Source organism: Psychrilyobacter sp. (assembly GCF_049671765.1).
GTDB lineage: Bacteria > Fusobacteriota > Fusobacteriia > Fusobacteriales > Fusobacteriaceae > Psychrilyobacter.
Genome location: NZ_JBATVM010000024.1, coordinates 1 through 12633, shown reverse-complemented (window position 1 = coordinate 12633; position 12633 = coordinate 1). Strand labels below are relative to the sequence as shown.

The following is a 12633-nucleotide window of genomic DNA, read 5'->3' as shown; positions in this document are numbered from 1 at the left end:
TGTGCATCAGAAATATTTTCAATATCATTTTCTTCAAAGATCTTTTTAACCAATGGATTAATATTTTTCGCTTTTTTACTCATAAAAAATCCCTCCCTAATTACTAGATTATACCTCTAATAGTTAGAAAGGGAATATTTTAATTTACACTAAATTTGGGAAACGCCCGTCTGTGTATATTACCTTTTTTTCTATCTCTTATTCATATTTTCTAACTCTTTCTCCCTCTGTTTCATCCTCTCATCAGGTGAAAGTGACTTGTTTGATTTTGGCATTATATCTCTAAAACTATTTAAGTCTCTATTTCTATTATTTTTTCTACCTTCTGGTTTCTCTTTCATTTCAGTTCTTTTTTCCCTATCAGATGTTCTAGGAGTAGAATTTTCTCTGTTATTAGTTCTCATATTTTTCTTTTTCTTAGCTTTACTCATAATTATCCGAACTATTATCATATAAACAACAATTTTTATTATAACATCAAAATCCATACCTATCACCCCTTACAAATTTCTAAAACTTCCTCTACATGTCCTTTTACCTTTACTTTTCTCCACTCTTTTATAATTTCATTATTTTCATCTAATAAAAATGTAGATCTTACTATCCCCATAGATGTTTTCCCCATGAAATTTTTTTCTTGCCAAACACCAAAATTTTCACATATTACACCGTCAATATCGCTAAGTAAACTAAATGGTGTCTCTAATTTTTTAGCAAAGTTAGATTGTTTTTTTACGGTATCTTTACTTATTCCAAAAATTTCTATTCCTAACTCTTTAAATGCTCCATAGAATTCACCGAATTCTTTCGTTTCTGCTGTTCACCCAGGTGTATTTGCTTTAGGATAAAAAAATAAGATCTTTTTTCCTTTATGAGTTGATAAATTAGTCATATCTTCATTCTGATTTTCTAAAATAATATCCATTTAAACCTCCATAAATTTTATAATTTCCTAACTATTAAAGAAGGTAATATACAAAACATGTATATTACCTTTTATAATTAATTTCTTATTTTCCTTTATTTTCTCCTACTGTTGTAAAAGCTGTAGCTAAATTAACTACATTTTGTAATTCTGATGGAATTATAATTTTAGTTGCTTTTCCATCTGCTACTTTAACAAAAGCTTCCATAGCTTTAAGTGAAAGTACTTCTTTTGTTGGGTGAGATTCATTTAATAATTTTAATGATTCTGCACGAGCTTTTGTAACTTCTAGAAGTGCTTCCGCTTCTCCTTCTGCTACTCTTATAGCAGATTCTTTATTAGCTTCTGCTCTTAATATTGCTGATTGTTTTTCCCCTTCTGCTACTAATATTGCAGAAGTTTTTTCTCCTTCTGCTATCAATATTTTCTGTCTTCTTTCTCTTTCAGCTTTCATTTGTTTTTCCATAGCATCTTGAATCTCTGCAGGTGGCATAATATTTTTCAATTCTACCCTGTTTACTTTGATTCCCCATGGATCGGTTGCTTCATCTAATATAGCTCTCATCTTAGTGTTTACAACATCTCTAGATGTTAGTGTAGTATCTAATTCTAAATCACCAATAATATTTCTTAATGTAGTTGCTGTAAGATTTTCTATAGCGTTTAGAGGATATTCTACTCCATACGTATATAACTTAGGATCTGTAATTTGAAAATAAATTACTGTATCTATTTGCATAGTTACATTATCCTTTGTAATTACTGGTTGTGGAGGAAAATCAATAACTTGTTCCTTCAAAGATACCTTTCTAGCTATCCTATCTATAAACGGTATTTTTAATCTTAATCCTACATCCCAAGTGTCCATATAGGCCCCTAACCTTTCGATAACATATGCCTGTGATTGCGGTACGATTCTAATATTAGTTACGATTAACAATATAAGTACTAATATCAATGAAAAAAATAATAACATGTCTGCCTCCTTTTATATCTTCTTTTTAAGTATCAATTTATTTCCTTCTACTTTTTCTACAACTCCTTTATCTCCTACTTCTAACTTCTCGTCACAAATAGCTCTCCAATATTTTCCATCTAATTTTACTTCATAGAGATTTAATTCTATCTCTTTATATATTTCGACGTTTTGCCCAAATATCCTGCTTTCAATAGGTTTTCTTTTCTCTAAAAGTTTTTTAGCTATCGGTCTAGTAAGTACTAAAAAAAGTCCACTGAGTCCCACAAAAATATAAAATTCGTTTATAGGATTTTTCACTATTCCCGATATCAGTGTCAATATTATAGCTGCAAATGCAAACCATATACTAACTAATGCCGGTACTGCTAATTCTATTCCTATAAATACTATAGTTAATAAAAACCACCAAATCATCCCATTATCCCATGCCATTCTATCACCCCATCATAGTTTTCTTGATCCACTCTTTTATCTCTACACCTTCAATAGTAAGCTTCTCTGTTCCATTAATTTCATCTGGTTCTACCATAAAGAAATTTATATATAAGGTATTACCTTTTTTATGGAATAAATCAAGTTGTAATGGTAAGAACACAACTTGTCCTTCTCCTAAATCTTCTACACTTAATCTTTTTAATGGATTTATTACACTGTTCATATAATCCATCTTCTCTATCATCCACATATTATTAGTCCAGAATTTTCCTTCATTTAATGTATCCCCTATAAACGGTTCTACGTTTGAGATAGCACTAAGTACCTTTCTTACTGATTCATCATCAAAATCCTCATTATATGTAGCTTTCATACCTCTATCTTGAGCTAAAAAAGATATAAATTGCTCACTTACCTTCCCTTTTTCTGCTACAGTATTCCAGTAATATATCATTGATTCCAATACGTCTAAACTTTTTCTCATTTTTTTCCCCCTTATAAATTATCTGTTTCTTAAATTTAGTATACCAAATAATCTGCATCTACCCAATATTTTTTTATAAAATTTTAAGAATTTTAATAAAAATAGGAAATTCTATTCCTAAAAAATTTTAGAAAATAAAATAAACAAAGAAAAACAAAATTAATTCCCCTTCATATTTATTCTATATGCCATTAAAAAACCTAGCATATTTACTAGGTTTTTATATTTTATTTTATTTTTGGATATATAGCCATTCCATATAACGGCCCTGAATGAGAACCAATAGTCGATCCAACTTCACATCTTGATTGATAATCTACATTATCGAACTTTTCAACTGATTTTCTGAGTTCATCTGCATTTTCAGACTGATGTTTTGTTCCACCCCAGCCAGTGTATAACACTATAGATCCATTCTTAGCTTCCTGCTTAAGTAATTTTTCCATATATTTCATGGCACCTTTATCTCCAATAGCTTTTTTCTCATTATGAACTTCACCATCTTCAACTTTTAATATTGGTTTTATATTTAACACTCCACCAATTTTAGCAGATGCTTTACCTATTCTTCCACCTCTTTCAAGGTATTTTAATTTGTCTACTACAAAATATATTTTCGCTTTATTTCTCATTTCTTCTACACTTTCTATAATTGCCTCAAAAGATTCTCCTGCTTTAGCCATCTTAGCTGCTTCTAAAACTAGATGCCCAGATCCTAACCATACATTCTTAGAATCTAATATTGCTATGTCTTTCTCCTCTGGTAGCATCCCACGAGCTACTTTGGCTGCCTGCTGTGTCCCACTTAATTTACTAGAAATCAATATCGTTATTATTTTTTTATATCCTTTTTTCAATAATCTTTCATATAAATTTTTAAATTCTGCCGGGGATGGTTGAGAGGTTTTAGGTATAATTCCTTCAGTTATTATCTTATGCCAAAAGTCTTCTTTAGATATATCTACCCCATCTTTATAGTATTTATTCCCATCAAATTTTATCTTTAAAGGGATAACATTAACAGATAAATCACCAATAAGTGCTGGTGTTAAATCTGAAGTAGAGTCTGTAATTATTGCTATTTCAGGCTGATTTGGGTCTTTATTTTCTATATATAAGTAGTAGTGATAATTATCCTGTTTCCCTATATATTCCTCATGTTTTATCCCTTTAGTATTTATTATAGCTTTATTCCCTTCATCTGTATTTTCATTTCCTAATACTGCAAATATATTTAAAGTGTTTTCATCTATATTTTCCTCATATATATCTGATATTAGGTCTGTTAAATTTTTATTTTCATACATGATCTTTCCATTTACTAAAGCTATATAGTTTCCTTCATTGATTGTTAGATTTCCAACCTTAGTATTTCTTATAGCTTTTGTAATCTCAATTGATTTATTTCTTCTGGCATCTTTCACTACTAGTTCCAAATTTTCAGATCTATTTTTCACATAAAAATTACCTTCTAACATAGTTTTAGTTTCATATACTTCTACATTTTTAGACGCTCTTTCAGCCACTATTTTGGCAGCTGAAATAATATTTTTATTATTTGGTAAAAGCACTATCTTCTCTGCATCTATTTTAGCTATCGCCATCTCCATATCTGCTACACTTGGGTTCTGCCCTTGCCCACCAATAAGTACACAAGTTGCCCCTGATTTAATGAATAACTCTCCCATCTCATAGGTATCTGCTATTACAAAATAAGCTTTCTTTTCTGTATTTTCATTTTGAACCATTATATGAGCTGAATTTGGATCTATTAGATCTTCCTCTGCCACATGTAAGTTTCTATGCTGTAACTCCATATTATCTATCTTAATATTATCTAATCCACCATATTTTATAGCTATCTCTAATACTGCCCCTGGATTATTTGTATGAATATGAGTTTTAGTTTTAGTTGAACTTTGGGCTACTACCATTGAGTCTCCTAATTCTTTTATCTCTTTCTTTAGATCTTCTATATCAAATTTTCCTGCCTGGACAATAAATTCAGTACAATATTTAAATTTAATATCAATGTCAATATTAGTAGCTTCTAACCTTGCTCTTCTATGAGCCTGGCTTTTCACTATTCTTACTAAATCTTTTAGCATTTCAGGGTCAGTTATTGATTTTTCAAATCCTTCAATAAGATAAAATACACCCATTCCTCCTGCATCTACAACTCCTGCCTCTTTTAATTTTAATAATTGATTAGGGGTTTCCTCTACAGCTTGATATGCCACGTCTTTTACATATGATAGATATGGAATAAAATTATCTTTTGGTCCATTATATTCTCTAGCTTTTTCAGCTATAACCCTAATTACAGTAAGCATAGTTCCCTCTACAGGATTACTTACAGCTTTATAAGCTAACTGTGAAGATTGTTCAAAAGATCTTGTAATATCATCAATATTCAATTCTTCCTTATCTTCAAATCCATTTAAAAAACCTTGAACAATTTGAGATAAAATTGTCCCAGAATTTCCTCTGGCACCTAACAATATTGCTTCTGATAACAATTCGCAAAATTCATGCATTGTAGGTTCATGGTTTAATTTTACTAACTCATTTTCTACAGCTTGCATAGTCATTGACATATTTGTTCCTGTATCTCCATCTGGTACAGGATATACATTTAAGTCGTTTAATATATCTGCATGTTTAGACATCCATCTACTTCCTGCGATAAATAACTTAATTAACCTCGTAACATTCAAGTGTTCTATCTTCATAATTATACTCCTTCTTTTTTACTTTTTACTTTTATATTCCTGTATAATCTTTCTCCAAATCCCATTAGCTTTTAATATTGTCTCTACGAATTCCCTAACAGCCCCATATCCGCCATTATATTTACTTTTAAAATTTGCGAATTCATCTATATCTGAGACAGCATCTGCTGTTATTCCTACATAATTTGCTCTCATCATAGCAGGGATATCATTGATATCATCTCCCATATAAGCCACATTTTTATACTTATAATCATATTTTTTGAGCAATTCATCTAGAGTTGCAATTTTATTTCCTACCCCCTGATATATATCTAAAATCCCTAATTCTATGGCCCTCTGTTCCACTATTTCAGAGGTTCTTCCAGTTATTATAGCTACTTTTACTCCATATTTTATAGCCTGAGCTATAGCCATTCCATCTTTTACATTAAATGACTTTGTCTCGGTGCCATTGTTATCATATGTTATCTTTCCATCGGTCATAGTTCCGTCTACATCTAAAATTATTATCTTTATTTCGTTTAAATTGGGTTTCATTTTTCACCACCTTAAAATGTTGGAGGAGTTACTACCCATATTGCTCTTGATAATTCATCACCAACGTTTCTAAATTTATGTTTTTGAGTAGATTTAAAATATAAACTATCTCCCTCGTCTAATTCATAGATCTTGCTCTCAATCTGTACTTCTAATTTCCCTTCTAAGACAAATATAAATTCTTCTCCATTATGAGTGTAGTAATCTCTACCACTCTCTCCTCCTGGCTCGATTTCATACAATATCGGTTCCATATGTTTTTCTATATCAGAAGTAGTCAACAGAGATATCATTGTTTTAGAATTTATACTTTCTACTTTATTTCTTTCATTTTTTCTTACCATAACTGTGTCTTTTTTTTCATCATCTTCCTCTATCAATGAGCTTACTCTTACATCCAATTCATTGGCAATTTTCTTTAAGTTTTCGATAGACGGCGATGCTTTACTTTGCTCAATTTGTGATAAAAAACTAGCCGATAAGTTCACTTTAGAAGCCAGTAATCTCAAAGAATACCCCTTATCTTTTCTACATTTTTTTATCTTTTCTCCTAATGCCATCTTCCTTCACCCCTTCAAAATTTTTAGTACCTCAAACATTGCTCTCATCATAGTATTTCTTCGTATTTTTTCTCTATTTCCATTAAAGAAATGTTTTTTTATGTATTTTTTTTCTCCTACAACTGTCCCTATATATACAGTTCCAACCGGTTTTTCTTCAGTTCCACCATTTGGTCCTGCTATCCCAGTTACAGCTATTTTTACATCTGTGGTTAATCCATCTAACATCTCATTACAAGTTTCATAAGAAACAGCCCCATGGAGATCTAATGTCTCCTTATGTACTCCTAATCTTACCTGCTTGGATTCGTTACTATAACATACTATTCCTTCTTTAAATACAGAAGATATTCCGTCTACTTCAATAAATTTAGAAGCTATCATACCTCCTGTACAAGATTCTGCCAGAGATATTTGATATCTTTTATCTTTTAAATAATTATAGATGGAGGTTTCTAGCCTTTCATTATCTTCACCTATTATATTTTCACCTAATACTTCATAAAGACTTGTTGTTATTTTATCTACAATCAATTTATTAGTGCTTATTGTCTGTAGTCTTATTATTATACCATAATCTTTCACCAAGAACTCATAATGAATTCCCTTTAATTTAAATAAATGAATGACTTTGGTTTCTAATACCGATTCAGGAATTCCCCATACTAAAATATCTTTTATATAGATATTTTCCTCTAGTTTTTTTTCAGATGCCAGTAATTTTAAAAACTTAGGAAATAAATTATAGAGTTCTCTAGGTACCCCAGGAAATGCTGCAATTTTATCTATATAGATCCCTTTACACATCCCAACATCATTAATAATTGTTTGACTTCCACATGGCTTTTCTGCTTCCCTCAAATTTTTATCTTCTAATATAAGGTTATAAAAATCATATTTTTCCTTTAAATCTATATAGTCTTCTTTATCTACCACTAAATCTAAATTTAAAAATTCAGAGATAGCTAATTTTGTCAGATCGTCCATAGTTGGGCCCAATCCACCACTTAATATAATTAAATCTGATCTCAAATTTCCATATTGAATAGCTTCTACAATATCTTTTATATTGTCACCAACTACCAATTTATGTTTTATCTCTATCCCATATTTATTGAGTTCTTCTGCTATATATATACTATTAGTATCTACAGTCATCCCATTTAGGAGTTCTGTTCCGACCAATATAATTGTTGCATCCATAATACCTCTCCTAGAAAATTATTGTCATCAACATTATCAATAAAAAATTGGCCACAACTCCTGCTAAAAAATCGTCTAACACTACTCCTAACCCATATCCGTAATGCTGTGATTTATCTATTGGACCTATCTTAGTTATGTCAAAAAATCTAAACAATAAAAATCCCAAGATTACAGCTACTATTGTTTCTTTGATTCCCACTGGGTTAACTAAAAACATCGTTACCATAAACCCTAAAACTTCATCTATAACTACTCTCTGTGGATCTTTTTCCTTAAATATTTCTCTTTCACATCTATCTGATACATATATTGATAAGGCAAAAAAACCTATTAAAAATATAAAATAAAATGAATTATATAATCTTGCATCAGCTATTACTAACCTAAATGAGTTCAACATAAAAAATAACGGTATTGCGCCTAGTGTTCCCATCGTTCCCGGAGCTTTTGATAATTCTCCCAGTCCAAACCAAGTTCCTAAGCCTCTTACAACCTCTTTTTTCATAATTTTCTCCTCCGTTTTTTTATATAGAAACTGATCCTCTAGGGGTGTTTCACACTAGTTATTATAACATATTTTAACTTTGAACTCAAAGTAGAGGTACTTTTATTTAAAAGCTCCCATGATATTTGTAGGGAGTTATTTTATTATTTCACTATATATTAGTTCTACTTTTTTTAATAATTCCTCTAACCCCCCGTTATTTTCAATATGTATCGCTGATTTTTTCTGCTTTTCCGATAATGACATCTGAGACCCAATTATTTTTTTTGCCATTTCAACCTCTATTCCATCTCTTTGTTTGACCCTCTCCACTTGAATGTTTTCATCGGTACACACTATCAATATTTTATCACACAGGTACTCTAAACCAGTTTCATATAGAAGAGGAATATCTAATACTATAAGTTTTTCTTCCACATTGTTTTCTATCTTTTCTATTATTTTCCCCACTATAATAGGGTGCATTATACTATTTAAAAGTTCCCTTTTTTCTTCATCCTCAAATATTGTCTTTCTTAATTTTTGTCGATCTAAATGCCCATGATCTATTATTTCAGAACCAAAGTTTTCCTCTAACTCTTTTAATACTCTTATGGAATTCGAAACTTCCCTTGAAATTTTATCTGCATCTATTATATAACTACCTAATTCTTTTAATTTTTTACTTACTGTACTTTTTCCACTGGCTATTCCACCTGTTAGCCCTAATATCATAAGTTTTCTCCTTTTTTTAAAACATTTCTAACATCAATTTAAATTAATTTGTTTCACCATTCTATGGACTATAACTATCTTATTATACCTTAATTTAACGAATATATTTTAATATCTTGTAACATTTAAAAAGCCTCCAAAATTATTGGAGGCTTAATATTTACAAATATCTACATCTTGTCATGTAGGTTATTGCTAGTACTGCATTTACACCCTAAAGCTATCTCTATAGATTGCTTTTCATCTATATATCTTACTTCCCACCCTACACATTCAGGATCTCCATCATCAAATTTTATGATTTCTTTCTTTTCTATCTTTAACTTTTCCTCTGTTGTTCCTATTGATTTTAAAAATTCTTTTTTCGTCATATATTTCATTCTCCTAATATCCTATACACAAGCTATCAACTAAAAAACTTCAATAAATGCCTTATTTTCATTAGCCTTTTTTACTTTTTTATTATCATATTAACTCTATAGTCAAATATTATTAAATTTGAATTTGAACTTATTATATCATATTTTTATAAATTATTTGACTTTGCTCTAATTCTAGTGTACTATCTAACTAGGTCACTAACACGATACAAGGAGGAGATATGGAATTTAAAAAAAATATCCCTATTTATTTACAGATAATGGATAAATTAAAACAAGATATATCCTTAAAAACATTAAAACCTGGAGAAAAGTTAATGTCTACAAGAGAACTAGCAGTAGAACTTAAAGTTAATCCTAATACAGTTTCTAGGGTATATAAGGAATTGGAATTAGAAAATATCGTTTTTACTAAAAGAGGGATGGGTACATTTGTTGTAGAAGACGAAACTATCTTGGAAAATATAAAAAAGAAGATGGCTAACGATATCATAATTAAATTCATTTGCGACATGAGAGATCTCAACATCTCTACAAAGGAAGCAATAAAAATGTTAAGAGAGATAGAGGAGGAAAAATAATGGAAAATTTAATTATAAATAACTTAACTAAAGGTTATTTCAAAAAAAAGGCCTTGAATAACTTTTCATATTCATTTAAAAAAGGAATTGTCTATGGATTAATTGGTCCTAATGGAAGTGGAAAGACAACTTTGATGAAAACTATCTATGGACTAGTTAAACCAACTAAGGGAACTTTATCAATGAATCATAATAAAATTTCGTATAAGACACGAAAAAACATTGCCTTCATGCCTACAGAAGACGTCTTTATGTCTAGTCTTATGGTTACAGATATTTTAAATTTTTATAACAATAGCTTTGAAGATTTTTCTTTGGAAAAAGCACATCAGATTCTCAAAAATATGAAATTACCCCTTGATGAAAAAATAGAAACATTTTCAACAGGAATGAAGATGAGATTAAAAGTAACTTTATGTCTTTCTAGAAATGTAGAGTTTTATATGTTTGACGAACCATTAAATGGAATAGATGTTATCTCTAAAGATCTTATTAAAAATACAATTATTAGTATGACTTCAGAAAATAGTACTATCGTGATATCTTCCCACGCTTTAAATGAAATGGAACTTATTTTAGAACAAGTTTTATTTTTAAATGAAGGTTCACTTATTAGAGATATTAACTTAGAAGAATTTAGAGATGCTGAAAATAAATCTTTAGAATCTCTTTATTGGGAGGTATATAATGTTTAATTTAATCAAATTTGAGATGTTAAAACGCAAAAAAATGTTTTCTATTTTAGGAATTTTATTTCTTCTAATGCAGGTATTTATTATTTATGAAACTTCTATCCTAAAAACAGCTGACACTGATCTTATTGACAAAGGAGGCTTACTAGTTTTTATCAGTTATATTGTATTCATTTTTTCATCATTACTTATTTTTTCAAGAGATATTAATTCTACCGATAGAAGTCTTGTTTTTATGACTCCCTATAGTGGTTTCAAAATAATTTCTTCTAAATTTTTAACTACAATTATTACAGGAACAGCATTAGTTTTTACAACATTTATATGGCTGATAGCAAATGACTCTTATATTACTCCTCAATGTTCATTTCAAATGGATGGCCTTCTACAAAATGGAGCTTTTATAAGTGGAATTAAGCTTTTAACTTTAACTTTTGTTTCAATAGGGAGTTTCTTTGCTTTGGTATTTTTAAGTATTATTATCACTAAAACTTTTCTTTCTAAACTAAAATTTAAAACACTTATTGTTATTATTGTTATGTCTATCTTATCTAAAATTTTTAGTCTTATTTTCTGGGATAATCTCAGTAATATTTCCTCTTTAAATACAGGAATTTATATTATAGTAATCGCTTTTATCACTGCTTTGATGCTTTGGATAAGCGGATGGTTGATAGACAATAAAACAGATTTTTAAGAGAAAATTATTTAATCTAAGGGGGACAACAATTGAAAAAAATTTTATTAATATTAAGTATTTTGTGTTTTGGAGCATTGTCTTTTGGAAATGAAATACATACTTTAGACAAAAGCTATACAGGAGACGAAATAAAGAGTTTAAGTCTCGAACTAGTAAATGGGGATATTCATATAATACCTAGTAAGGATAACAATTTTAAGATAGAAATGATTTCTAAGGATGAAATTAGTTACATTGAAAATAAAAATAGTAAATCTCACGAATATAATATTGAAATTAAATCATTAAAAGAAAAAACTTGGTTAAATAGCGAGGGAAAAATAGATATTATCCTTTCTATTCCTACAAATAATATTAATAATAATATCAGTATAGAAACTGTAAATTCAAAAATAGATATTAGCTCAGTGAAAGCAGACATAGAAATTGAACTAGTAAATGGGGAGATAAATATTAAAAATTTAGATGGAATTTTTTCTGCTGAGACTGTAAATGTTGATATTAGTGGAATAAATATCAATAAAATTGGTGATATAGAAACTGTTAGAGGATCAATAATACTAGATGGGAATGAATTCCTAGAAAGTTCTCACTTAGAAACTGTAGTTGGTAGTATTGATCTTAATATCAATAAAATCGCTGGCAGAAACAATATTACGACAGTCATTGGAGGAGTTTCGTTAAACACCAAAAATACAAAAAAAATCATAAAATATGACGATGTCTATAATTTAGACGGTAAAAAAATAGTTATTGAAACAGTAATTGGGAAAATAAAAGTAAATAAATAATTAAAACGGAGGTAACACAATGAAAAAAATAATCTTAATCTTAATGTTGACTATATTTGGATTTTCTTATTCTAACGATAAAACTTATAATATCAAAACAAATTATAGTGTAGAAAATATCAATTCATTTTCAATAGTTAATAGAAATGCAAGTATTGAAGTTTTACCCACTGACTCAAAAGAAATAACCCTGTCTATCACTACTAATGTAAAATTGAAGATAGAAAAACAGATCAATTCAAAAGAATTAGAAGTTAAAGTCCTTCCTCCGCGTAGTATTTTTCCTTTCTCTTTCTTTTCGAAAAATAAAACATCTATCATTGTCGAAATTCCAAAAGATGTCATCGAAAAATTATCTATTTTATCTAAAAATGGTTCTATAACTGTCAGTGATTTAATTTTAGACCTT

16 protein-coding genes and 1 pseudogene are annotated in these 12633 nt (G+C 29.2%); 5 read left to right on the top strand and 12 right to left on the bottom strand.

Annotated elements, in window-relative coordinates; translation table 11 throughout:
* Positions 1-191 precede the first annotated feature (191 nt).
* The 12 genes and pseudogenes from WBG30_RS01200 to WBG30_RS01145 form a co-directional block, all read right to left on the bottom strand.
* Positions 192-488, bottom strand: a complete 297-nt coding sequence (locus tag WBG30_RS01200; RefSeq protein ID WP_424502816.1) for a hypothetical protein — start codon at positions 486-488, stop codon at positions 192-194.
* Between the two features lie 5 nt (positions 489-493).
* Positions 494-808, bottom strand: a pseudogene (locus WBG30_RS01195) (peroxiredoxin); the annotation flags it as partial.
* Positions 809-1010: 202 nt separating this feature from the next.
* Positions 1011-1901: an SPFH domain-containing protein gene (locus WBG30_RS01190; protein ID WP_424502815.1), complete on the bottom strand. Its 891-nt coding sequence runs from the start codon at positions 1899-1901 to the stop codon at positions 1011-1013.
* A 12-nt stretch (positions 1902-1913) separates the two neighbouring features.
* The gene (locus WBG30_RS01185; RefSeq protein ID WP_424502814.1) at positions 1914-2336 is read right to left on the bottom strand and encodes an NfeD family protein; all 423 of its coding nucleotides are present in this window, start codon (positions 2334-2336) and stop codon (positions 1914-1916) included.
* 4 nt (positions 2337-2340) lie between these two features.
* A complete protein-coding gene (locus WBG30_RS01180; protein ID WP_424502813.1) occupies positions 2341-2823 on the bottom strand; it encodes a hypothetical protein in 483 nt (160 codons plus the stop codon).
* Between the two features lie 227 nt (positions 2824-3050).
* A complete protein-coding gene (locus WBG30_RS01175) occupies positions 3051-5555 on the bottom strand; it encodes a DegV family protein (RefSeq protein ID WP_424502812.1) in 2505 nt (834 codons plus the stop codon).
* Positions 5556-5573: 18 nt separating this feature from the next.
* Positions 5574-6095, bottom strand: a complete 522-nt coding sequence (locus tag WBG30_RS01170) for a KdsC family phosphatase (RefSeq protein ID WP_424502811.1) — start codon at positions 6093-6095, stop codon at positions 5574-5576.
* Positions 6096-6106: 11 nt separating this feature from the next.
* On the bottom strand, positions 6107-6655 hold the full coding sequence (locus WBG30_RS01165; RefSeq protein WP_424502810.1) for a cupin domain-containing protein: 549 nt from the start codon (positions 6653-6655) through the stop codon (positions 6107-6109).
* Between the two features lie 6 nt (positions 6656-6661).
* Positions 6662-7858 carry a CinA family nicotinamide mononucleotide deamidase-related protein gene (locus WBG30_RS01160; RefSeq protein ID WP_424502809.1) on the bottom strand — a complete coding sequence of 399 codons (1197 nt, stop codon included), beginning with the start codon at positions 7856-7858 and terminating at the stop codon, positions 6662-6664.
* Positions 7859-7868: 10 nt separating this feature from the next.
* A complete protein-coding gene (locus WBG30_RS01155) occupies positions 7869-8366 on the bottom strand; it encodes a phosphatidylglycerophosphatase A family protein (RefSeq protein ID WP_424502808.1) in 498 nt (165 codons plus the stop codon).
* A gap of 135 nt (positions 8367-8501) precedes the next feature.
* Positions 8502-9080, bottom strand: a complete 579-nt coding sequence (gene coaE / locus WBG30_RS01150) for a dephospho-CoA kinase (RefSeq protein WP_424502807.1) — start codon at positions 9078-9080, stop codon at positions 8502-8504.
* Between the two features lie 170 nt (positions 9081-9250).
* The gene (locus tag WBG30_RS01145) at positions 9251-9451 is read right to left on the bottom strand and encodes a hypothetical protein (RefSeq protein WP_424502806.1); all 201 of its coding nucleotides are present in this window, start codon (positions 9449-9451) and stop codon (positions 9251-9253) included.
* Positions 9452-9681: 230 nt separating this feature from the next.
* On the opposite strand from WBG30_RS01145, the gene WBG30_RS01140 reads away from it, so the two are divergent.
* The 5 genes from WBG30_RS01140 to WBG30_RS01120 all read left to right on the top strand — a co-directional run.
* Positions 9682-10041 carry a GntR family transcriptional regulator gene (locus WBG30_RS01140; RefSeq protein WP_424502805.1) on the top strand — a complete coding sequence of 120 codons (360 nt, stop codon included), beginning with the start codon at positions 9682-9684 and terminating at the stop codon, positions 10039-10041.
* Complete coding sequence (locus WBG30_RS01135) at positions 10041-10736, top strand: ATP-binding cassette domain-containing protein (protein WP_424502804.1); 696 nt, start codon at positions 10041-10043, stop codon at positions 10734-10736. The genes WBG30_RS01140 and WBG30_RS01135 overlap by 1 nt, the downstream gene beginning before the upstream one ends.
* Positions 10729-11430 carry a hypothetical protein gene (locus WBG30_RS01130; protein ID WP_424502803.1) on the top strand — a complete coding sequence of 234 codons (702 nt, stop codon included), beginning with the start codon at positions 10729-10731 and terminating at the stop codon, positions 11428-11430. The genes WBG30_RS01135 and WBG30_RS01130 overlap by 8 nt, the downstream gene beginning before the upstream one ends.
* 32 nt (positions 11431-11462) lie before the next feature.
* Complete coding sequence (locus WBG30_RS01125; protein ID WP_424502802.1) at positions 11463-12224, top strand: hypothetical protein; 762 nt, start codon at positions 11463-11465, stop codon at positions 12222-12224.
* Between the two features lie 19 nt (positions 12225-12243).
* Positions 12244-12633, top strand: a 390-nt coding sequence (locus tag WBG30_RS01120; RefSeq protein ID WP_424502801.1) for a DUF4097 family beta strand repeat-containing protein, incomplete at its 3' end; no start/stop codon positions are given.